Annotated in this window: 23 protein-coding genes; 8 read left to right on the top strand and 15 right to left on the bottom strand. The window is 64.0% G+C overall.

The window, feature by feature from the left end; all coding sequences use genetic code 11:
• Window positions 1-22 precede the first annotated feature (22 nt).
• Genes RCH10_RS08835 through RCH10_RS08825 form a run of 3 tightly spaced genes read left to right on the top strand, consistent with a single transcriptional unit; the run spans window position 23 to window position 2,555 of the window.
• The gene (locus tag RCH10_RS08835) at window positions 23-862 is read left to right on the top strand and encodes a carbohydrate ABC transporter permease (protein ID WP_409052227.1); all 840 of its coding nucleotides are present in this window, start codon (window positions 23-25) and stop codon (window positions 860-862) included.
• Window positions 859-1,698, top strand: coding sequence for a carbohydrate ABC transporter permease (locus tag RCH10_RS08830; RefSeq protein ID WP_409052082.1), 840 nt, complete (start codon window positions 859-861; stop codon window positions 1,696-1,698). The genes RCH10_RS08835 and RCH10_RS08830 overlap by 4 nt, the downstream gene beginning before the upstream one ends.
• Window positions 1,695-2,555 carry an endonuclease/exonuclease/phosphatase family protein gene (locus RCH10_RS08825; RefSeq protein ID WP_409052081.1) on the top strand — a complete coding sequence of 287 codons (861 nt, stop codon included), beginning with the start codon at window positions 1,695-1,697 and terminating at the stop codon, window positions 2,553-2,555. The genes RCH10_RS08830 and RCH10_RS08825 overlap by 4 nt, the downstream gene beginning before the upstream one ends.
• A gap of 57 nt (window positions 2,556-2,612) precedes the next feature.
• On the opposite strand, the gene RCH10_RS08820 is transcribed toward RCH10_RS08825, so the two are convergent.
• From RCH10_RS08820 to maiA, 5 genes are all read right to left on the bottom strand, one after another.
• Window positions 2,613-2,981 (bottom strand): hypothetical protein, encoded by a 369-nt coding sequence (locus RCH10_RS08820; protein ID WP_409052080.1) that lies wholly within the window; start codon window positions 2,979-2,981, stop codon window positions 2,613-2,615.
• Between the two features lie 100 nt (window positions 2,982-3,081).
• Window positions 3,082-4,260: an acetyl-CoA C-acetyltransferase gene (locus tag RCH10_RS08815; RefSeq protein WP_187052514.1), complete on the bottom strand. Its 1,179-nt coding sequence runs from the start codon at window positions 4,258-4,260 to the stop codon at window positions 3,082-3,084.
• Window positions 4,261-4,308: 48 nt separating this feature from the next.
• A complete protein-coding gene (gene phaC / locus RCH10_RS08810) occupies window positions 4,309-6,033 on the bottom strand; it encodes a class I poly(R)-hydroxyalkanoic acid synthase (RefSeq protein WP_409052079.1) in 1,725 nt (574 codons plus the stop codon).
• A 410-nt stretch (window positions 6,034-6,443) separates the two neighbouring features.
• Entirely contained in the window at window positions 6,444-7,283 is an 840-nt protein-coding gene (pgeF, locus tag RCH10_RS08805) for a peptidoglycan editing factor PgeF (RefSeq protein WP_409052078.1), read from the bottom strand.
• The gene (maiA, locus tag RCH10_RS08800) at window positions 7,283-7,942 is read right to left on the bottom strand and encodes a maleylacetoacetate isomerase (RefSeq protein WP_409052226.1); all 660 of its coding nucleotides are present in this window, start codon (window positions 7,940-7,942) and stop codon (window positions 7,283-7,285) included. The genes pgeF and maiA overlap by 1 nt, the downstream gene beginning before the upstream one ends.
• A 115-nt stretch (window positions 7,943-8,057) precedes the next feature.
• Here maiA and RCH10_RS08795 point away from each other — a divergent pair, with 115 nt between their 5' ends.
• Genes RCH10_RS08795 through RCH10_RS08775 form a run of 5 tightly spaced genes read left to right on the top strand, consistent with a single transcriptional unit; the run spans window position 8,058 to window position 12,221 of the window.
• Window positions 8,058-8,759, top strand: coding sequence for a fumarylacetoacetate hydrolase family protein (locus RCH10_RS08795; RefSeq protein ID WP_409052077.1), 702 nt, complete (start codon window positions 8,058-8,060; stop codon window positions 8,757-8,759).
• 25 nt (window positions 8,760-8,784) lie between these two features.
• Entirely contained in the window at window positions 8,785-9,336 is a 552-nt protein-coding gene (locus RCH10_RS08790; RefSeq protein WP_409052076.1) for an NUDIX hydrolase, read from the top strand.
• Between the two features lie 5 nt (window positions 9,337-9,341).
• The gene (locus RCH10_RS08785; protein ID WP_409052075.1) at window positions 9,342-9,842 is read left to right on the top strand and encodes a CreA family protein; all 501 of its coding nucleotides are present in this window, start codon (window positions 9,342-9,344) and stop codon (window positions 9,840-9,842) included.
• Between the two features lie 31 nt (window positions 9,843-9,873).
• On the top strand, window positions 9,874-11,625 hold the full coding sequence (locus RCH10_RS08780) for an ABC transporter ATP-binding protein (protein WP_409052074.1): 1,752 nt from the start codon (window positions 9,874-9,876) through the stop codon (window positions 11,623-11,625).
• A gap of 56 nt (window positions 11,626-11,681) precedes the next feature.
• A complete protein-coding gene (locus RCH10_RS08775; protein ID WP_409052073.1) occupies window positions 11,682-12,221 on the top strand; it encodes a peptidoglycan DD-metalloendopeptidase family protein in 540 nt (179 codons plus the stop codon).
• 52 nt (window positions 12,222-12,273) lie between these two features.
• Here the strand turns inward: RCH10_RS08775 and RCH10_RS08770 are convergent, their stop codons facing one another.
• From RCH10_RS08770 to RCH10_RS08725, 10 genes are read right to left on the bottom strand one after another with little or no spacing between them, the layout of a single operon-like run.
• A complete protein-coding gene (locus RCH10_RS08770) occupies window positions 12,274-13,140 on the bottom strand; it encodes an intradiol ring-cleavage dioxygenase (RefSeq protein WP_409052072.1) in 867 nt (288 codons plus the stop codon).
• Window positions 13,137-14,159 (bottom strand): branched-chain amino acid ABC transporter permease, encoded by a 1,023-nt coding sequence (locus tag RCH10_RS08765; protein ID WP_323496380.1) that lies wholly within the window; start codon window positions 14,157-14,159, stop codon window positions 13,137-13,139. The genes RCH10_RS08770 and RCH10_RS08765 overlap by 4 nt, the downstream gene beginning before the upstream one ends.
• A gap of 5 nt (window positions 14,160-14,164) precedes the next feature.
• Window positions 14,165-15,034: a branched-chain amino acid ABC transporter permease gene (locus tag RCH10_RS08760; protein ID WP_409052071.1), complete on the bottom strand. Its 870-nt coding sequence runs from the start codon at window positions 15,032-15,034 to the stop codon at window positions 14,165-14,167.
• 37 nt (window positions 15,035-15,071) lie between these two features.
• Complete coding sequence (locus RCH10_RS08755) at window positions 15,072-15,773, bottom strand: ABC transporter ATP-binding protein (RefSeq protein ID WP_409052070.1); 702 nt, start codon at window positions 15,771-15,773, stop codon at window positions 15,072-15,074.
• Window positions 15,770-16,489, bottom strand: a complete 720-nt coding sequence (locus RCH10_RS08750) for an ABC transporter ATP-binding protein (RefSeq protein ID WP_323496377.1) — start codon at window positions 16,487-16,489, stop codon at window positions 15,770-15,772. The genes RCH10_RS08755 and RCH10_RS08750 overlap by 4 nt, the downstream gene beginning before the upstream one ends.
• 3 nt (window positions 16,490-16,492) lie before the next feature.
• Window positions 16,493-17,752: an ABC transporter substrate-binding protein gene (locus RCH10_RS08745; protein ID WP_409052069.1), complete on the bottom strand. Its 1,260-nt coding sequence runs from the start codon at window positions 17,750-17,752 to the stop codon at window positions 16,493-16,495.
• A 55-nt stretch (window positions 17,753-17,807) separates the two neighbouring features.
• Window positions 17,808-18,875: a maleylacetate reductase gene (locus RCH10_RS08740; RefSeq protein ID WP_409052225.1), complete on the bottom strand. Its 1,068-nt coding sequence runs from the start codon at window positions 18,873-18,875 to the stop codon at window positions 17,808-17,810.
• 23 nt (window positions 18,876-18,898) lie between these two features.
• Window positions 18,899-20,407, bottom strand: coding sequence for an aldehyde dehydrogenase family protein (locus RCH10_RS08735; protein ID WP_409052068.1), 1,509 nt, complete (start codon window positions 20,405-20,407; stop codon window positions 18,899-18,901).
• A 42-nt stretch (window positions 20,408-20,449) separates the two neighbouring features.
• A complete protein-coding gene (locus RCH10_RS08730) occupies window positions 20,450-21,457 on the bottom strand; it encodes a hydroxyquinol 1,2-dioxygenase (protein ID WP_409052067.1) in 1,008 nt (335 codons plus the stop codon).
• Window positions 21,458-21,473: 16 nt separating this feature from the next.
• Complete coding sequence (locus RCH10_RS08725; protein ID WP_409052066.1) at window positions 21,474-21,983, bottom strand: hydroxyquinol 1,2-dioxygenase; 510 nt, start codon at window positions 21,981-21,983, stop codon at window positions 21,474-21,476.
• Window positions 21,984-22,069: the final 86 nt, after the last annotated feature.

Here is a 22,069-nt window from a genome sequence, read left to right as displayed (position 1 = left end):
ACGATCGGTCGATGCGTGGTTGATGCTGCTGCCGGCACTCGTGCTGCTGGTGGCCTTCACGCATTGGCCGGCGGTATCGACACTCGTCGACAGCTTTTTCTCGACGCCGAAAGGCAGCCGCGCGGCCGTGTGGGTCGGCCCTGAAAACTACCAGGCGATGGCAGCCGATCCGGTGTTCTGGAAGGCGGTGCGCAACAACCTTTGGTTTGCCGGCGCGACGATTCCGTGCTCGATCGGCCTCGCGTTGCTGATGGCGTTATGGGTCAACGAGCGCATTCGCGGCCGCGCATTCCTGCGCATGGCGTACTTCACGCCGACCGTGCTGCCGATGATCGCGGTCGCCAACATCTGGCTCTTTTTCTACACGCCGCAATACGGCTTGTTAGAGCAGATCACCGGTGCGCTCGGCCTGCCTTCGCAAAACTGGCTCGGCAGTCCGAGCACGGCTCTCGGGGCGGTAACGGTGGTCGCGATCTGGAAGGAGTCCGGCTTCTTCATGATCTTCTATTTGGCCGCGTTGCAGACGCTCAACCCCAGCCTGCGCGAGGCTGCGGCTATCGAAGGCACATCGCGCTGGTACTTCTTCAGGCGGGTGCAGTGGCCGCTGCTGATGCCGACCACGCTGTTCGTGCTGGTCAACGCTTTCATCAACGCCTTTCGCATGGTCGACCATCTTTTCGTGCTGACGCGTGGCGGGCCCGACAACGCGTCGACGCTGTTGCTCTATTACCTGTACGAGGTGGGCTTCAGCTACTGGGACACGGCATATGCATCGGCGATCACCGTGGTGCTGGTGGTCGTGCTGGTGAGCATTGCGCTGTTCCAGTTCTTCGTGCTCGACACGCGGGTGCACTACAAATGACCGCGCGTGCGCCCTCCCAACAGCTGGCCTACAACGCCCCCGGCTGGCTCGACACCATCGCTGCGTGGCTGCTGGCTCTGTTATGGATCTTGCCGCTGGTCTACGCGGTGTGGACCGCCTTTCACGCGCCCGAGTTTTCAACGCGCTTCAGCCTCACTGCGCCGCTCACGCTCGATAACTTTCGCCGCGCCTGGGCGGCCGCGCCGTTCGCGCGCTACTTCCTCAACACCACGCTGCTGGTCGCGATGATCCTGGTCGCGCAGCTGGTACTCGGCACGCTGGCCGCCTACGCGTTCGCGCGCTATGAGTTCAAGGGCCGCAACATCGCCTTCGCACTGGTGCTCCTGCAACTGATGGTGATGCCCGACATCCTGGTGGTTGAAAACTACAAGACGATGGCGCGGCTCGGCCTGGTCGACACGCTGCTCGCGATCGGCCTGCCCTACTTCGCATCGGCCTTCGCCATCTTCCTGCTGCGCCAGACCTTCATGGGCATTCCGAAGGAGCTAGACGATGCAGCGCGCGTTGAAGGAGCCAGTGCCATGCAGATGTTGTGGCGCGTCTATGTGCCGCTCGCCAAGCCGGTGTATACCGCCTTCGCGCTGGTCTCCGTCAGCTTCCACTGGAACAATTTTCTCTGGCCGCTGATCGTTACCAACAGCGTCAACGCACGGCCGCTCACCGTCGGGCTGCAGGTGTTTTCTTCGGTGGACCAGGGGGTCGACTGGTCGATCATCACGGCCGCCACGCTGATGACGTCGGCGCCGCTTCTGGTGGCGTTCCTGCTGTTCCAGCGGCAATTCGTGCAGAGCTTCATGCGGGCGGGGATCAAATGAAACTGGTGACGTGGAACACGCAATGGTGCCGCGGTCTCGACGATGTGGTCGACGTTGCGCGCATCGTCGACGGCGCGCGCGCCATGGCCGACTTCGACGTGCTGTGCCTACAGGAAATCGCGCAGGGCTTCGACACCCTGCCGGGCCAGCCAGGCGACCAGCCGGCGCAACTGCAGGCGCTGTTACCAGGTTTTCGAATCTTCTTCGGTGCCGCGGTCGACGAGTTCACTGCCGATGGCAAACGCCAGCGCTTCGGCAACCTGATCGCCACGCGATTGCCGGTCGCACAGGTGCAGCACCACGCGCTGCCCTGGCCCGCCGATGCCGATGTGCGCAGCATGCCGCGCATGTGCAGCGTGATGACCGTGCGTGACGCCGCGCTCGGGCCGGTGCGCGTGATGACGACGCACCTCGAGTACTACTCCAAGGTGCAGCGCATGGCGCAGGCGCGTGCGCTGCGGCAATTGCACATCGATGGCTGCGCGCAAGCCGTAGCGCCGCCGGTGAAGGATGACAGTGGCTCGCCGTTTCAAACCAAGACGCACACGCCGCACGCGATCCTCTGCGGTGATTTCAATCTGGCGGCAAGTGAGCCGGAGTATCCGGTGATGCAGGCGCCGTTTCAGGTCGACGGCGATGCCGCGGCGCATGCGTTGCACGATGCGTGGCCGCTGGTGCATGGCGCGGCATTGCACGCGCCGACCTTCCGGCTGTTCGATCGGACTTATGGCCCCGAACCGGTTGCCTGCGACTTCGTCTTCGTCAGCGAAGGCTTGGCGTCGCGTGTGCGCCGCATCGAAGTCGATTCCGTCACGCGCGCGTCGGACCACCAGCCGGTTGTCGTCGAACTGGCTTGAGGGTCTGCGCGCAGTTTCGACGCGCCGGTTTGTTTGCGCTTCGCTCTGTCGCCTGTATCAGCGGTCGGGATGTTTCTTCTCGAAGCGCCGCTCTGCGCCGACCAGATGACTGATCAAGAGGTGCGAGATCAGGTTGACGCCGATGCCGCCGAACATCAACGGAAAAAGATAGAGCGCGAACGACACTTCGGAGTCGAAGACAGCGTCGTCGACCAGCGACGGCGTGCCGCGAACCGCCGTTTGCATGTGCTGCAAAAAGTAGACATCGAACCCGGCGATCGCGACCAGCGCGAGGCCCAGCGCCAGCACCGTGTAGCGCGAGACGCTCGGCTTCGCGAAGAGCACGGCGTAGATCGTCACCGGCAGGATCACCGACACGGCGACCATTGCCCAGAAGCTCAACTCCGCGAAGACTGAGTCGATCATGTTGAAGCTTTGCGCATCGAGGTGAGCCGCAACCGGGTCCGCACTTCGAAGCGCGGCGTCTCGTACAACTTGATGGCGGAGACGTTTTCTTCGAATGCGTTCAGCGCTCGATGGTCAACGCCACGCCCATGCCGCCGCCGATGCACAGCGAAGCAATGCCCTTCTTCGCGTTCTGGCGCTGCATCTCGTGCAGCAACGTGACGAGGATGCGGCAGCCCGAAGCGCCGATCGGATGGCCGATGGCAATCGCGCCGCCGTTCACGTTGACCTTATTGACGTCCCAGCCCATCTCGCGATTCACGGCGCAGGCTTGTGCAGCGAAGGCTTCGTTGATTTCGAGCACGTCGAGGTCTTGCGGCTTCCATCCGGCGCGTTGCAGCGCCTTGGTCGACGCGGCCACCGGTCCCATGCCCATGATCGCCGGGTCGAGACCCACGGTCGCGAAGCTGGCGATGCGGCCCAACGGCTTCAGGCCGAGTTGTGCCGCCTTCTTGGCGGTCATGACCATCACGGCGGCGGCGCCGTCGTTCAGGCCCGACGCATTGCCCGCCGTCACACCCCCCGCCTTGTCGAAGGCGGGGCGCAAAGCGGCCAGACCTTCGGCGCTGCTCTTGCGGTTGATGAATTCGTCCTTGTCGAAGACGAGCGGGTCGCCCTTCTTCTGCGGAATGTTGACGGCGACGATTTCGTCCTTGAACTTGCCGGCGTCCTGCGCGGCCGCAGCCTTGGTCTGGCTGCCCAGCGCCAGCTCGTCTTGAGACGCACGGCTGATATCGAACTTCTTGGCCACGTTCTCGGCCGTGATGCCCATGTGGTACTGGTTGTACACATCCCAGAGGCCGTCGACGATCATGGTGTCGACCAGCTTCCAGTCGCCCATGCGCTGGCCATTGCGCGAGTTGGGCAGCACGTGCGGCGCCATGCTCATGTTCTCTTGACCACCGGCGATGACGATCTCGCTGTCGCCCGTTGCCACCGCTTGTGCCGCCAGCATCACGGCCTTCAGGCCGGAGCCGCACACGGCGTTGATGGTGAGCGCCGGGACCGACTTGTCGATGCCGCTCTTCAGCAGCGCCTGACGCGCCGGGTTCTGGCCGGCGCCTGCTGCCAGCACCTGGCCCATGATGACTTCACCGATCTGGTCGGGTGTGAGCTTGGCACGTGCCAGAACTTCTCGGATGACGATCGAGCCGAGCTCGGTGGCTGCGATGCCGGCGAGCGAGCCGCCGAACTTGCCGACGGCTGTGCGTGCGGCCGAAACGATGACGATGTCTTCCATGCTTTCTCTCCGATGGTGTAGTTGAAATGACTGTATTGCAAACAAGCTTCAGGCGGCGACCGGCGTCGTGGCTTTGGCCTTGACGTAGCGCCCTGGTGCCGGCTCGCTCGCCTTGTAGGCGCTGCCCTTGCCGTACGCCTTGGGCGCCGCGATCTGCTTGCCCGCGTGTCCCTTGAGCCATTGGGCCCAGTCGGTCCACCAGCTGCCGGGATGCTCCTGGGCGCCGGTCAGCCAATCGGCCTGCGACGCCGGCAGCTTGCCGTCTTCGCGAATCCAGTGGCTGCGCTTTTTCTTGGCCGGCGGATTGATCACGCCGGCAATGTGGCCCGACGCGCCCATAACGAAGCGCTTCTTGCCCTTCAGCAATTGGGTCGATGCATAGGCACCGCCGATCGGCACGATGTGGTCTTCACGCGAGCCGTAGATGTACACCGGCGCATCGATGGCGCCGAGGTCGATCTTCTCGCCGCACACCGTCAGCGCGCCCGGCACCTTGAGCTTGTTCTCGTGGTACGTGTTGCGCAGATACCAGACATAGAACGGCCCAGGCAAATTGGTCGCATCGCAATTCCAGTACAAAAGGTCGAACGGCGGCGGCGTTTCACCCTTCAGGTAGTTGCCGACGACGTAGTTCCAGACCAGGTCGTTCGGCCGCAAGAAGCTGAAGGTCGATGCCAGTTCGCCGCCGTCCAGCAAGCCGCCGGAGCCCATCTGCATTTCGCGAAACTTGACCATCGCCTCGTCGATGAAGATGTCGAGGATGCCGGTGTCGGTGAAGTCGAGCAGCGTGGTCAATAGCGTGACGGAAGCGGCCGGCTTTTCACCGCGTGCCGCCAGCACCGCCAGCGCCGTGCTGAGGATGGTGCCGCCGACGCAGAAGCCGAGCGTGTTGATTTGCTTGCTGCCCCCGATCTCCTGCACCAGATGGATCGCCTTGATCGCAGCGTCTTCGATGTACTGGTCCCACGTGGTGTCTCGCAGCGATTCGTCCGGATTGCGCCAGCTGATGACGAACACGCGATGGCCCTGCTCCACCGCATACCGGATGAGCGAGTTCTCGGGTTGCAGGTCGAGAATGTAGAACTTGTTGATGCAAGGCGGCACCAGCAGGAAGGGACGCTCGTAGACCTTGGCTGTCAACGGCTTGTATTCGAGCAACTGAAAGAGTTCGTTCTCGAACACCACCGCACCCTCGGTCGTCGCCACGTTGCGACCCACTTCGAAGGCCGTCTCGTCGGTCATGCTCAGATGACCCCGCTTCACATCGCCCAGCAGGTTCTTGAGGCCCTTGGCGATGCTCTCGCCCTGCGTGTCGATCGCACGCTTTTGCGCCTCGGCATTGAAGGCGAGTGAGTTGCTGGGCGACGACGCCGCCATCCATTGCTCGACCGCAAAGCGAAGGCGCGACTTGGTCTTGGCGTCGGCCTCGACCGCTTCGACCATGTTGAGCAAGGTGCGGCCGTTGAGCAGGTAGACCGCAGCCGTGAAAGACGAGACCGGGTTGCTGCCCCAGGCCTCGCCGGCAAAGCGACGATCGCTGCTGGCCGTGGTGGGTGTCATGCCGGCCTTCCACAGCTCTCCAGCCTCGGCCACGTACTGTTCCTGCAGGCTCTTCAACTTTTCAGCCGAGAAGGAAAGCTTGGGAAGATCGAAAGATGGCGCGGCACCGTTGGCACCGATCGACTGCAGAGACGTCAGTGCCTTGTCCCAGCCCTGCGTCAGCGCCTGTTGAAAGGGTGCGAAAGCATCGACCCCGTTGGCTTGTTTTTTCATGTGGTGTCTCCTGCTGCCTCGCCTGAATCGGGTGGCTTTTGAGTATGCTGCATTCGACCAGCGCTCACAACGCCGTGTTTTCGCCTAGCCCTTGTTTTCTACTCCGACAACGACAACGCCCACTCATGCACCTGGTTGTAATTGCCTGGCTCTACGTCACGATGATGATGGCCGTGGCGGAGGCCACCAACACCACCGGCACCGTGCTGGGTGCCAGCGTGACGTTCGTGCTGTACGGGCTACTTCCGGTTGGACTCATCATGTATTTCATGCTGACGCCGGCAAGGCGGCGGCGCGCCCGAGAACGAGAAATCGCAGCGCAGGAAAAGGCTCGCGAGGCGCACCGGTCGAGCAATCCGACTGGCCCCGCTGGTCATCCGACCAGCGCTCCGGCAGATGACAACCTTCCGTCAGACCTTCCAGATCAGCGCGGCGAAGCGGCCGCTGCCAGCCTCCCGCCGGTACGAGAAAAACTGTGACGAGTTGCTAACGGTGCACCAGGCATCGCTGCCGTCGTTGCCGTAGACGGCTTCCACGCCCATCGCCCGCAGCCGCTGCCGGGCCAGCGCCGGCAAATCGGCGAGCCACTTGCCGGGCACCGCGCCAGGCTCGAAGCACGACGCGGCTCCGGCGGAATGCGCTTCGAATGCGGCCTTGACCTCCGAGCCGACTTCGAAGACCTTGGGGCCGATGCAGGGGCCGAGCCAGGCGATTATTTTTGAAGCGCCGCGCTGTTGCGCATCGCCTTGCGTCCCAGCGCCCGTTGGCCCCACGTCCTTCGTGAACGTGCCGAGGGTGCGTTCCAGCACGCCCGCAGCCAGCCCGCGCCATCCGGCATGCGCCGCTGCCACGCGCTCCCCGCCTTCGTCGGTGAACAACACCGGCATGCAGTCGGCGACCATGATGGTGCAGGCGATACCCGTCCCGGTGGTAGTGCAAGCGTCCGCTGCGATGGCACCTGACCCATCGGATGTGTCTGCGTCGAGCGCAGCGACATCGGTGCCGTGCACTTGCCGCAGGAACACGGGACGAACACCGATGACCGACCGCAGCCGCGACCGGTTCTCGATAACAGCCTCCGGCGCATCGCCGACGTGCTCGCCCAGGTTCAGGCTGGCGCAAGGGCCGGTCGAGACGCCACCGGCGCGCGTGGTGCAAAGCGCCCGGACGTTGGCCGGCGCCGGCCAGTCGGGCACCAGCGGCATGAGCGGCATGAGCGGCACCAACGACTTTGACGACTGCACCGCCATCAATTCTCCGCGTCCGGACACCGTGACGGATGCGCGCGCTGGAAGGCGTCGAGCTGCATGCAGGCCTCGTAAGCCGCCGTGGTGCGCGGCAGGCCGCTCAGATCGCAATCGAAGCGCTGCGCGTTGAAGATTTGCGGCACCAGGCAACAGTCGGCCAACGTCGGCGTGTGGCCCCAGCAATACAGGGCGGCCGGCCGCTGCGCCAGCTGGCGCTCGAAAGCCTCCAGGCCGAGCCGGGTCCAGTGCCGGTACCACGCGTTCTTGGCCGCGTCGTCCAGCTTGAGGTCGCGCACCAGGTACTTCAGCACCCGCAGGTTGTTGATCGGGTGGATCTCGCAGGCGATGGTTTCCGACAGCGCCCGCACATGCGCCCGGCCGGCGGGGTCGAGCGGCATCAGCGGCGGTTCTGGATGCACCTCGTCGAGGTACTCGATGATGGCCATCGATTGCGAAAAGCGCTCGCCTTGTTCTTCGCCCGCGGCAGGTTCGTCCTCGAAAAGAGGCACCAGCATGTCGGCCGAAATCTGCGGATAAGCACCTGCCAGATGCTCACCCCTGGCGATGTGCACGGGGAGGTACTCGTAGTCGAGCCCCTTCAGGTTGAGCGCGATGCGCACCCGGTAAGAGGCGGACGAGCGGAAGTAGTTGTACAGCTTCATCATGCGCCGAGCATAGCTTCGCAGCGCCGGCGCGCGCAGGGGTAATGCGAAGGGGCGGTACCCTCTGGCACACTGCCGGTTCGGCGCGCAGCCGGCAGACAAAGGACACAACGCCATGGCATCAGAATTCGTTTTTCCACCTCCCGCGACCGTCTCGGTTCCCGTGGTGGGCCAGACCGCCCGCTTCGCGGTGCACCGCATCTATTGCGTCGGCCGAAACTACGAGGATCACGCCAAGGAAATGGGCTTCACTGGCCGCGAGCCGCCGTTCTTCTTCATGAAACCGGCCGATGCGGTGGTGGTGGTCGACGCCGGCCAGACCGGCGCCATGGCATACCCGACGCTCAGCAAGAACCTGCACCACGAAATCGAGCTGGTCGCCTGCATCGGCACCGGCGGCAAGAACATCAAGGCGGTCGATGCACACAAGCACATCTACGGCTATGCGGTCGGCCTCGACATGACGCGCCGCGACCTGCAGGGCGAGATGAAAAAGCAGGGCCGCCCCTGGGAGATCGGCAAGGCTTTCGAGCAGAGCGCACCCATCGGACCGATCGTTCCTGCGGCCGCGGCCGGCGATGTCGAAAAGGCCGAGATCTCGCTGCAGGTGAACGGCACCGACCGCCAGCGCAGCAACGTGAGCAAGCTGATCTGGAACCTGGGCGAAACCATCGAGCATCTGTCGGCGGCATGGGAGTTGCAACCGGGTGATCTGATTTTTACCGGCACGCCCGAGGGCGTCGCAGCCGTGGTCGCTGGCGACACGCTGGTCGGTGAAGTCGCCGGTCTGCCTTCGCTGACCGTCAAGATCGTTTGAGCCCACCTTTAAGACCTCGTTGCCGATGACCTTCCGCGTTCCCATCAAGCACTGTAAAAACTGCGGCACCGCGGTGGTCTATCGTCTTCCGGACGATGGCGACACCAAGGAACGTGCGGTTTGCCCCGCCTGCCACACCGTTCATTACGAGAACCCGCTCAACGTGGTCGGCACCATTCCCGTGTTGGGTGATCGCGTGCTGCTGTGCAAGCGAAACATCGAGCCGCGCTGGGGTAAGTGGACGCTGCCGGCTGGCTTCATGGAGCTGAACGAAAGCGCATCGCAAGGTGCGGCGCGCGAAACCGACGAAGAGGCCGGTGCGCATTTCGAAATGCAGGGTCTGTTCGCAGTGATGAGCGTGATACGGGTTGGCCAAGTGCACCTGTTCTATCGCGCCAAGCTGCTCGACGACGTGTTTGCTCCCGGCCACGAAACGATCGAGGCCAAGCTCTTCACCGAAGAAGAGATTCCCTGGGACGAGATCGCTTTTCGTACCGTGCGCGAAGCACTCGAATGCTTCTTTGCCGATCGCAAGCGCGGCAGCTTCGACCGGGTGCATACGATCGACATCGCCTGAAATCCATGAACCCTATTCACCGCATCGCCCGTCCCTTTTTGCGCACTCTCGGGGGCGCGTTGTTGCTCGCGGCGACGTTGAGCGCACATGCCGAAGTTGTCGGCGATGTCGACACCGCCTTCAAGCTGATCGGCCCCGATCACAAGATCGTGGTCGAGGCCTACGACGACCCAAAGGTCGCCGGCGTGACCTGTTATGTGTCGCGCGCAAAGACCGGTGGCGTCTCGGGCGCACTGGGCTTTGCCACGGACAAGGCCGAGGCGTCGATCGCGTGCCGTCAGGTCGGTCCGGTGAGCTTCAACGGCGGGCCGCTGCCACTGCGCGAAGAAGTGTTCAGCGAGCGGCTTTCGATTCTTTTCAAGCGGCTGCGCGTGGTGCGCATGGTCGACACAAAGCGCAGCGCGCTCGTGTACCTCACCTACTCCGATCTGCTCATCGACGGCTCGCCGAAGAACAGCATCACCGCGGTCGCGATCGACCGCGGTACGCCCATTCCGGTCAAGTAACGGGCCTCACGAAACGCCAAGAGACCCGAGGATGCGCCTGGCACCGGACCAGCCCCTTCGCGTCTTGTACACGGCGCTGTGGCGCTTCGCGCTCGGCACACGTGGCCAGCTGGTCGCCTCGCTGTCGCTGCTGACCACGTCTCAGCTCATCCGCCTGAGCATGCCTTTCCTGGCGGGCAAGGCCATCAACGCGCTGCAGCATGGCGAGCTGGGCATTGCAGTGCGCTGGATCGCCCTGTTGATCTTTGTCTACGTCGTTTCGTGGAGCGTGCACGGGCCGGGCCGCGTGCTGGAGCGCAACGTGGCCGTGCGCATCCGCGAGACGCTGGCCGACACGCTCTACGCCCGCATCGCAGGCGCGCCGATGACATGGCGCGACACGCACCACTCGGGCGAATTGCAGCACCGCGTGCACCAGGCGAGCCGGGCGCTGTCGGACTTCGCGCAGAACCAGTTTGTCTACCTTGCCAACGCGGTCAGCTTCGTCGGGCCGCTGGTCGCGCTGGTACTGCTGTCGCGTGTCAGCGGGTTGATCGCTTTCTTCGGCTACATGCTGGTCGGCCTGATCATCCTGCGCTTCGACCGTGCGCTGATGAAGCTGGCCCGCACAGAGAACGACGCCGACCGGCGCTATGTCGCGGCCTTGCTCGACTTCATCGGCAACGCCTCCACGGTGGTCGGCTTGCGGTTGCAGCAAGCTTCGCGCGTGCTCTTGCGGCGGCGCATGGAGGCGGTGTCGACGCCGCTCAAGCGCACTGCGCTGCTCAATGAAGGCAAGTGGGCCACCGTGGACCTGCTCGGTCTCGGACTCACCTGGGCGCTGGTGCTTATCTACGTTTGGCACGAGCGCACGCCCGGCACGGCGGTGCAGCTGGGCACCGTGTTCATGATCTACCAGTACGCACAGCAGGCCGCCGCAGTGGTCGGCTCGATGGCCGCCAACTTTCAGGGCTTTGCGCGCATGCACACCGACTACCTGAGTGCCGAGCCGATCTGGAATGCGCCCGATGCGGCGCCCGACACCGCGCATGCAATCGATGCCACGGCCAGCTGGAAGAACATGACCATCGATGGCCTGCGCTGGGACTATGCCGACACGTCGCGCGGCGGTAGCCTGCAGGATGTCGCGCTCACGCTGCGTCGCGGCGAGCGGGTTGCTCTCGTCGGCCCGAGCGGCGGCGGCAAGAGCACGCTGCTGCGCGTGCTGGCCGGGCTCTACGTGCCGCAGGACGGCAGCCTGTCGTTCGACGGTGCGGCGCGCGATTGGCCCTCATTGCGCACGCTGGCCACGTTGATCCCGCAAGAGACCGAGGTCTTCGAGGCCAGCGTGCGCGAGAACCTGACATTCGGCGAAGCGCACGACGATTCGAAGCTTCAGGCGGCCCTTCATTCGAGCGCGTTCGACGAAGTGCTCGAAGCGATGCAGGGCGACCTCGACACGATGCTGACCGAGCGTGGCTTCAACCTTTCCGGGGGCCAACGCCAGCGGTTGTGTCTGGCGCGCGGCGTGCTGGCGGCCAAGGGCAGCACGCTGCTGCTGTTGGACGAGCCAACCAGCGCGCTCGATGCCGCGACCGAGACGCGTGTGCTCGACCGCATTGCCGCGGGCTTTCCGGGTGCGTGCCTCGTCGCGTCGATCCATCGGCTCAGCGTGCTCGACCATTTCGACAGCATCGTGCTGATGGAAGCTGGCCGCGTGCGCGACTACGGCCCATGCGACGCGGTGCTGGCACGTCAGCCGCAACTACAAAAACTGGCGGCACACCCTAGGCCAAACCCTTAAAGTAAAAAAAGGCTACTTGTGGAACGTCCGGCATCGATTGCGTTCCAATGAGCGCCATGCACCTTTCGACCCTGATCCTTCGCGCAGCCGCGGCCGTCTTCATCGCTACCGGCCTCGTGGCCTGCGGCACCAACGTGCCGTTGAATGCGCCGCCGTCGCCCTCGCTGCCGCCGGTGCCGCAGCAGCCGCCTGTTGCTCCACCCGTCACGCCGCCGCCCAAACCGGCACCGCTCTTCGGTTCACCGGCAGCAGGCGCCACTATCGCGCGCTTCGACGGCAACAAGAGCAAAGGCCTGGACATCGCGGGCGAGTTGGGCGACCCGATCCTGGCATCGCGCGACGGCCGCGTCGTCATCGTCAGCAATGCGTTGAAGGCCTACGGCACGATGATCATCGTCAAGCACGACGACACCTACATCACCGCCTACGCGCACATCGACAAGGCGCTGGTCAAAGAGAACGACGTGGTGCGGCAAGGCCAGAAGATCGCCGAGATGGGCAAGAGCGGTACCGACCGCGTCAAGCTGCACTTCGAGATCCGGAAGCAAGGCGTCGCGGTCGATCCGGAGCCTTTCCTGAGCGGCAAACAACGCTAGGCTTCAGCGCGGCGGTGCGGACCTGAGCCAGGCGCCGTGCTCGGGTCGAAGCTCAGGCCTGCGCCGGCTCCAGCACGAAGCCGAAGTCGAGCGTGTGAAACGCGGTTGCCTGCACGCAGCCGTCGGGTGCCGTGCCCGGCGCATGACGCACGTAGTTACCGATCAACGAATTGCGCACCCCGAACACCGCATCGCTGTCGAGGTACGTATCGCCGTCGACGAACACATGCGTGATGAGCGTTTCGTAGCCCGGCGCCTTCACGATGAAATGCACGTGCGCCGGGCGCCACGGATGCCGCTTGACCGCGGCCAGCATGCGCCCCACCGGCCCATCGGTCGGAATCGGATAAGCCACCGGCAACACCGCCTTGAAGTTAAGCCGCCCTTCACCATCGGTCTTGAACACAGCTCGGCCTTGCGGGCCGGTGAGCTCCGGGCGTTGCACGTCGTAGAAGCCATCGGCGTCGGCCTCCCACACATCGACCTCGGCATGCGGAACCGCCTCACCGCCGATGCCGCGCACTGTGGCTTGGACGAAGAGCGGCTCACCGACCGCGCCGCCGGACATGTCGTCGCCCTGCTCGAGCTGCGGCGCGCCGTGCACATGAAACGGCCCGAACACCGTCGCCTCAGTGGCTTGCGGACTCTTGGAATGGTTGAGCGCCACCGTCAGCATCGACAGGCCCAGCGTGTCCGATAGCAGGATGAACTCCTGCCGTTTCTCGTCGCACTTCTGCCCCGTGGCGGTCAGGAACTGGATGCCCTCCATCCACTCGGCCTCGGTGAGCTTCACCTCGCGCGCGAAGTCGTGCAGATGGCGCACCAGCGCCGACATCACTTCCTTCAATCGCGGGTTGTCGCAGCCTGCGATGCTTTCGAGTACGGCGGTGGTGATGGTGTCTTCGTTGATGTTTCTCATGGGGAACGGTCTCCTGAAATTTCAATCAGCCGGCGCTGCGTGGGAAAGAGCGACCAGCCCCAGCGTTGCTGCGCGTAGCCCCACAAGCCCTGCTTGAAGAAAAGGGTGACCACGATGGCGAGCAGGCCGAGGCCGAGCAAATACCAAGTGCCATAGTCGCTCAAAAATTTGTTGAGCGCCCAGAAGATCACAGCGCCGACGAGCGGCCCTTCGATGCGACCGATGCCGCCGATCACCACCATGAAGATCGCGAAGGCCGACCAGTTGACGCTGAAGGCTGCATCGGGGCTGATGCGCAGATTGCCAACGAAGTACAGAGCTCCCGCCAGCCCGGCACCGAAGGCCGCCACCACATACACGGCGAGCTTCATGCGCGCCACCGGGATGCCCTGCGATTCGGCCGCCACTTCGTTGTCGCGTATCGCGAGCAATGCCAGGCCGCGCTTGCTGCGGAGGAAAAGAAAAACCAACGCGATGGCCGCCACCACGCAAGCCAGTGCCATCCAGTAGGTCACGCTTTCGCGCGTCGCTTTCTCGATACCACGCAGCGCGGTGAGCGTGGTGCCGGAGCCACCCCCCACCGCAGACACGTTTGCGAAGCTCAGGCGAAACACTTCGGCGATGACCCAGGTGCCGATTGCGAAGTAGCCGCCCGCCAGCCGGAACGCGACGTAAGACACAGGCACCGCGATGAGCCCCGCAGCGACGGCACCCAGCGGAATCGCAACAAAAGGATTGAGCCCGAGGAAATTCCCGAGCATCAGCATCACGTACCCGCCAAAACCGAAGTACGCCTGCTGGCCGATGCTCACCATGCCGCCATAGCCCGCGAGCAGGTTCCACATCATCGCGAAAATGAAGTAGCAGGCGACCTGGACGAACTCGCGCATCCAACTTGATTCGCCCCAGAACGGCAGGCTCGCCGCCAGCACGACGAGCACGGCCGCCACTACCAAAGCGGCACGGCTGGCGGCGGTACCGCGCACGACGTCGACATTCGAATCGGTCACTTGCGTCATCGGCATCATCCTCGGGTCTTCGGAAAGAGCCCCTGCGGGCGCAGCACCAGCACGAGCAGAAAAACGATGTGGCCGAACCAGATGCCCCAGCCCGGGTCGAGCCTGAAGCCGATCTGCTGCGTGATGCCGAGGATCATCGCGCCGGCCAGAGTGCCCCAAAAGGAACCCATGCCGCCGATGATCACGGCCTCGAAGGCAAAGAGCAGCAGCAGCGGGCCGTCGGAAGGCGAGACCGTCGTGCGCATGCCCTGCAACGCCCCCGCAATGGCGATCAGCACGAAGGCGATGGCCGTTGCCAGCGCGTAGACCTTCTTCGCGTTGAGGCCCATGAGTTCGGCGATCTCGCGGTCGTCCGACACCGCCCTGAAAGAACGGCCGAGCGCCGTGCGCGCGAAGAGCCACTGCAGTGCTGCGGTCGCCACCAGCGCGATCGCAAGCACGATCAGCGGCAACACGCCGAGCGACAAAGATTCGCCAAGGCGCAAGCCTTGCGTGTTGAGACCAGCCGTTTCGATGGAGCGCGGGTCGGCCGAAAACAATTCGAGCAGCATGTTCTGGATCACGATCGAGAGGCCGAAGGTCACGACCAGCGACGGCAGCGGATCTTTGCCGAGCGTGCCGTTCAACACGTAGCGCTGCAGCGCGTAGCCGAACCCGAAGGCGATCGGCAACACGGCGAGCGCTGCCACCGCCACCTGCAGCGGCGCATCTCCGAACAGCGACGTGCTCGCGATCACCGTAAAGGCGCCAAGGATGATGAAGTCGCCCTGCGCCGTGTTCGTCAGCCGCATCACGCCGAACATCAGCGACTGGCCGAGCGCGAACAGCGTGTAGAGACCGCCGAGCAGAATGCCCTGGAGGATGGTTTCGATCAATGCAGTGGCTCCACTCGCGTTACGTTTCGTGCTGCCATCACAAGCCGAAGTACGCCTGCGATATCTGTTCGCGCGTCATCGAATCGGAGCGGCCCTGCAACGACACACGCCCCTCCTGCAGACAGTAGATGCGTTGCGACACGCGTTGCGCCATCGTCACGTCCTGCTCGACGATGACCACCGTCATGCCTTCACCCGTGATGTCGGGCATGGCGGCGTAGATCTCGCGGATGACGATGGGCGCCAGGCCCAGGGACAGCTCGTCGCACAACAGCACGTCGGGGTTGCTCATGAGTGCGCGGCCCAGCGCCACCATCTGCTGCTGGCCACCCGACAACGACGTGGCAGGATGGCTGCGCTTCTCGGCCAGGATGGGAAAGAGCGCGTAAAGGCGGCTCAGGTTCCACGGCCCCTTGCGCTGTGTGAGGCCACCGATCAGCAGGTTCTCCTCGACGCTCAGGCTCGGAAACAGACGCCGGCCTTCCGGCACCATCGCGAGACCGCGCTTGACGATCTCGCCGGGGGGTAATCCGCCAATGGTTTCGCCCTTGAATCGCACCGCATCGCGCGGCGCGCGAACCAGGCCGGTCAGGCACTTGAGCAGCGTCGACTTGCCCGCACCATTGGCGCCGATGATGGCGACCAGTTCGCCTTGCGCCAGCGTGAAGTCGACACCGAACAGCGCCTGCGCATCGCCGTAGAAGGCTTGCAATCCCTGCGTCTGCAATAGAGCCGTCACGCTTCCATCCCCATGTACACACGGCGCACTTCGCCGTCGTTCATCACGGCACGCGGTTCGCCCTCGGCCAGCTTCTGTCCGAAGTTGATGACGAACAACCGGTCGGCAAGCGACAGCAGCGCATGCACCACATGCTCGATCCAGATCATGGTCATGCCACGCGACTTGATGCGCTGCAGTTCCTCGACCAGCTGCTTGGCCTCGTGCTCGGTAAGGCCGCCCGCGATCTCGTCGAGCAGCAGCAACTTGGGCCGCGTCGCCAACGCCCGCGCGAGCTCCAGCCGTTTGCGATTCAGCAGCGTCAGGCCACCCGCCGGCTTGTTGGCGTGCGGCATGAGCCCGGTCTGCTCCAGCACCTCGTGCGCCGTGTTCCAGGCTTCCCGCTCGCTTTGCTGCGCCCCGAAGCAGGCAGCGGTCACCAGGTTTTCGAACACGCTCATGTTGCCGAACGGCTGCGGCACCTGATAGCTCCGGCCGATGCCGGCCTGGCAGCGCTGATGCGGCTTGAGCCCGGTCACGTCGCGCCCCTCGTACTCGATGCGGCCGGCATCGGCCCGCGCATCGCCCGAGATCAGGTTGAACAGCGTGGTCTTCCCCGCGCCGTTCGGCCCGAGGATGCCCAGCGTTTCGCCCTCGCTCACCGACAACGTGATGTCGTCGATAACCTTGAGCGCGCCGTACGACTTGCTGACCCCGTGCAGCGCCAGAAGCGTCATCGCTCAGCTCGGCATCGGCCGCAGCGTGCCGCCGACCGGAATGCTCTTGGCTGCTTCGTCGTTGACGATGACCATCTCGTACTTGTACTTCTTGCCCTTGCCCCACTGTCCGAGCACCAGAGGTGTCTTGCTCACGTTCTTGAACGGGCCCTGACCGCCCCACTTCACCGGGCCGACCACTGAATCGATCGACGTCGCGGCCACCGCATCGCGCACGTCGGACGCCTTCTGCGACTTGGCGCGCGACAACGCATCGACCGCCACTTCGAAGAGCGCATGCGAAAAGCCGATCGGCTGCGTCCATTGCTTTTTCGTACCGGCTTCGTAAGCGTCGGCCAGCGCCTTGGCGCTCTGCTTGGTGAGGCTCGATGTGAACGGATGCGACGGGCTCCACCAGACTTCGGTCGACAGGCCATCGCCCAGATCGCCGAGCGCTTCGATGGCGCCCGGGAACAGCAGCGCTTTGCCAAGCGTAATGATCTTCGGCTTGAAACCCTGCTGTTTCGCTTGCGTCAAAAAGGTCTTGGCGTCCGGCGGAATCACCACCCCGGTGACGATCTCGACGCCGTCTTTCTTGAAGGCCGCGATCTGCGCACTGAAGTCCTGCGTGCCATTCTGGAAGCGGCCGGGGTCGGTCAGGGTGAAGCCCATCTGCGCCAGCGGTTTGGGAAAGCCGAGCTCCTTGTCGCCCCAAGCGTTGCCGTCGCCATCGTTGGGGAACAGGCCGCCGACCTTCTTGTTTGTCGCCACCGTCTTCCAGCCATTGGTGTAGGTGGCGATGACGTCCTCGAGCCCCCAGAACACGTGGTAGGTCCAGTTGAAACCTTTGGCCGGATCGCCCTTGCGCCCAAAGAACCAGGGCTGCCACGGCACCACGCTGGAGATGCAGGGCACCTCGTTCAGTTCGCACGCATCGCTCACCGGGTTGGCGGTTTCGGGCGTACCCGCGGTAAGCATGAGCGCGACCTTTTCTTTCAGGATCAGGTCGTTGGCGACTTCGCCGGCCCGGTTCGGATTCGACTGGCTGTCTTTCAGTACGATCTGCACCGCGTACTTTTTGCCGCCGACGTTGATGCCGTCCTTGAAGGCCGTCTTCATCTGGTCGATGACCCACTTGTCGGCTTCGCCGAACGGCGCGAGCGGGCCGGTCTGCGGCGACACGAACCCGATCTTTATCGTGTCGGCCGCGAACACCAGCGGCGTAGCGCCGGTGGCGGCGAGGGCCGCTGCGGCCTGGGTGAACTGTCTGCGATTGAAAGCCATGGTTGTCTCCTTCTTCGTTATGTCGTTGCACAAATTCGGTTGCTACCGGACGCCATCAGCGCGGCGGCTCGCCATCCCACGCGCGCTGCAGCAGCGCGCGAATCGCGCTGCGTTCTGCCGGGCCAAAAGGCCGCGGGTTCCAGTACGGATTGCTCACCGCCAGGTCCGCTGCGCGGTCGAGGTCTTCGGCTCGCATGCCAATGTCTTTGAGCGAGGTGGGTGCGCCGTTGTCGCGCGCCAGCGCGTACAGCCCCGCCGCCGCTGACGCGCTGCCCAGCGCCTTGGCGATTCGCGCCATTGCAATCGGCGCCGCACCGGCATTGAAGGCCAGGGCATGTGGCAGCACAACGGTGTGTACCTCCGCATGCGGGAGGTTGAAGCTGCCGCCCAGCGTGTGGCACAGCTTGTGGTGCAGCGCCATGCCCACGCTGCCGAGCACACTGCCGCACAGCCATGCGCCATAGAGCGCATCGGTGCGGGCATGGATGTCGAGCGCGTTTTTGCGGATCGACGGAAGCGCGCGTGCCATGGCTGTGATGCCTTCGACTGCCATCAGGTCCATCACCGGATTGCTGTCCTGCGCGTAGAGGCCTTCGGCTGCATGCGCGATGGCGTTGATGCCGCTGGTGACGCTCATCGCCAGCGGCAAGGTCTGCGAAAGCTCGGGGTCGTAGAGGACGGTGCGCGGCAGAACACGCGAAGTTTTGCCGGTCTTCTTCACACCGGCTTCGGTGAGGCCGTAGATCGACGTCATCTCACTGCCGGCGTAGGTCGTCGGAATGGCGAGGATCGGCAAGCCCGAATCGAGTGCGATCGCCTTGCCCAGCCCGGTGGTCGATCCGCCGCCGATGGCGACGGCGCAGTCGGCGCCGAGCCGGCGTGCCACGTCACGTGCTTCGCGCGCCGTCTCGATCGGCACGTGCATCACGGCGCGGTCGAAGATGCCAGCGGCTTGCGTGCCGAGCATGTCGGCCACGCGCTCGGCCTGCGTGCGTTGCTCGGGCGTCGACAGCACCAGCGCGCGGCGCCCGCCGAGGGCGTCGATCTCGCGCGCCAGATGCTTCATAGACCCGATGCCGAACACCACGCGCTGCGAATGGCTGGTGTAGACGAAGTCTTGCATCGGAGCTTTCACTGCGGCTTTTTTCAACGTGCGAAGTGCGGTGGAATCTGCGCGTCGATGTTGACCCATACGCTCTTGACCTGGGTGTACTCGCGCATCGCATCGAACCCCATCTCGCGCCCGTACCCGCTCTGCCCGACGCCACCGAACGGTGAGCCGGGGTTCACGCGCTTGTAGCTGTTGATCCACACCATGCCGGCGTGCAGGTCACGCGCCATGCGGTGCGCACGTTGCAAGTTGCCTGTCCACAAGCCGCTGCCCAGGCCGTAGTCGGTGCCGTTGGCGATCTCCATCGCTTCCGCCTCGTCCTTGAAGGTGAGCACGGTGACGAAGGGACCGAACACTTCTTCCTGTGCAATGCGATCGCGTGACGAACGCGCCCGCACGATGGTCGGCTCAACATAGCAACCGGCCGCCAGGTCACCGCCCGGTGCGCGGCCTCCCGCCAACACCTCGCCGCCCTGCTCGCGCGCGATGTCGACATACGCCAGCACGCGGTCTTTGTGCAGCGCGCTGGTGAGCGGGCCCATTTCGGTCGCGTCGTCGAGCGGGTTGCCGAGGCGGATCGACTGCGCCAGCGGGACGAACTTGTCGAGGAAGGCGTCGGCGATTTTCTCGTGCAGCATCAAGCGCGAACCTGCGATGCAGGCCTGCCCCTGGTTATGAAAAATTGCCCAGGCGCTGCCGTTGACGGCGGCCTGCAGGTTGGCGTCTTCGAACACGATGTTCGGGCCCTTGCCGCCGAGTTCGAGCTGCACCTTCTTGAGATTGCCAGCACTGGCTTGGACGATGCGGCGACCGGTCGCAGTGCTGCCGGTGAAGGCAATCTTGGCGATGTCCGGATGCTCGGCGATGTACTGGCCCGCCACGCTGCCGAGCCCCGGCAGCATATTGACCACGCCGGGTGGCATGCCGGCCTCGGCCATCAATTCTGCGATCTTCAAAGAGCTGAGCGGCGTGATCTCCGAGGGTTTCATCACGATGCAGTTGCCCGCAGCCAGCGCAGGCGCCATCTTCCAGCTGGTGAACATCAGTGGAAAGTTCCACGGCACGATCTGGCCGACGACGCCGACCGGCTCGCGCAGCGTGTAGTTCAGGAAGCCGGCCTCGACCGGAATCGTCTCGCCCTGGAACTTGTCGGCCATGCCACCGAAGTAGCGGAAGCACGCTGCCGTGCGCGGCACGTCGAGTTTGCGGGAGTCGCGTATCGGATGGCCGGTGTCGAGCGATTCGAGTCGCGCCAGTTCTTCGGTGTTGGCTTCGATCAGGTCGGCAAGCTTGAGCAGGATGCGTCCACGATCGGCGGCCGCCATGCGGCTCCATGCAGGGAACGCGCGCTTCGCCGCAACGACGGCCTTGTCGACGTCGGCCTTGCCGGCGAGTGCGACGTGGGCGATGGTCGAGTTGTCATGCGGGTTGAGCGTGGCCAGCGTTTCGCCGGATTCGGCATCGACGAAGCGTCCGTCGATAAAGAGCTGGTGGCGGACAGGCGTGACAAGGCCAGCCGCGGCCTGAATGTCCGCAAGAGTCATGAAAAGGTTTTCCTTGGTGCGGTCGCGATGGACCGCGTGGCTTCAGAACTGAACGGGGATCTCTGGGCTTTCGCCCTTCTGGATCTCATGGACCAGGGTGGGCGAGCCGTTCTCCCAGACCAGCAGCATCGAGCGCTTGGGGCTGTAGCCCTGGTGCCGGCAATAGGCGGGCATGGCGGACATGTCTCCCGCCTTCATGATCACGCGGGCCATCGGCTTGCCGGTGTTCTTGTCGGCGCAGTCCCAATGGATCTCATCGGTCATCTGAAAAAACCACTCGACGCGATCGTTGCCATGAATGATCGGCAGCATGTGTTCTTCGGTGGTAGGGCACATGAAGCTGTGCTTCACCACCGAGGTGAAACTCGGGTTCCACGTCACTTGTGAGCGGCTCAAGAAGCCGAACAGGCTGAACGCATGGACTTCGTTCTCGAAGCCGGGCTCTGGATGCAGCTCGGGCTGAGACTGCGAGACGTCGGCGAAGGCCCGGTTGATCGGCGCCCCACTTTCATCGCTGCGCAGATTAAGGTCGCCTTTGAGGCCGACGCAACGCTTGGCGAGTTCACGGGCTCGGGTGATCTTCGCGGTGTTGCTGCCGTTCTTGCGCCCGTAGGCGGAGCCGGTTTCCTGTGGGGCGGAGAACGGATCGAAGCTCTCGTTGGTCCAGTCGTCCAGCATCGCCTCGAAGGTGGCACGGATCTGTGCCGTCGGGAAGTTCTCCAGCATGTCGATGCCGGCGTCCTTCATGGTGCCGTTGAAACTGCCGGCGTACATGTCGACCGACTGGTAGTGGTTGACCGTGCCGAACACGTTGTCGAAGTTGACCCAGCCGTAGAAGAAGCCCCAGGCTACGTCGCGCATCAGTGCACGCAGGTAGTTGCCGGCGTCCATCGTGTGGCTCATGGGCCGGCCGTCGCGCGTCTTCCAGTTGATATGGACGAAGTATTCGTCACGCCGAAAGCCGAAGCTGCCGAGCGAAAAATTCTTGTAGCCGAGTGAAGCGTCTGGCTGCGACGCGATCACCTTGGCGAGTTCTGCGGGTGCGTTCATGTGTGTGGCTCCTCTGTCAGTGCGTTTGGCAGATATCGGCCCACTTCTCGGTCGAGAGGTCGCCCTTGCAGGTCTGCAGCACGATCACGCCGGGCTCGCCGGGCGTACGGAACTGGTAGGCGGTGCTCTTGGGCAGCAGCGCCTGATGGCCGCGCGACAACTTCATCCAGCCCATCTTCTGGCCACGGGGTTCGCCCTCGACCCTTACCGCACCGTTCTTCTCGAGGTCGGCAACGGCCTGCGCCGCGTCGAGCTTGATCAGGTGCACCTCGACCTCACCGTCCATCACCAGCGCGAACTCGTCGTGCGCACAGGTGTACCAAGGCGAAGTGCCCTCTGCGCGCAGCGTTTCGAGCACGTAGATCTGGTTCTGCCCGAACACGACTTTTTCGTAAGGCTTGCTCTTGCTCGCGATCTCGAAGCAGTTGGAAAACGCGTAGTGGCGCACGTCGTCGGAGATCGGCTCGACGTGGCCCTTTTCAAAATTCTTCAGCGATCCGAAACGGGTCTGGTAGACGGCTGCCATGGGGTGTCTCCTTTGGTCATCCTGTGGTGGTCAACGAAGCGCCATCGTGGTGCTGCGGGATGGAGGCACTCTATGAAACGGACCGG

It is taken from the genome of Variovorax sp. GrIS 2.14, assembly GCF_046115955.1.
In the GTDB taxonomy this organism is placed as follows: domain Bacteria; phylum Pseudomonadota; class Gammaproteobacteria; order Burkholderiales; family Burkholderiaceae_C; genus Variovorax.
The sequence above is the reverse complement of the archived record's forward strand: the minus strand, read 5'-3'. Positions and strand labels throughout refer to the sequence as shown.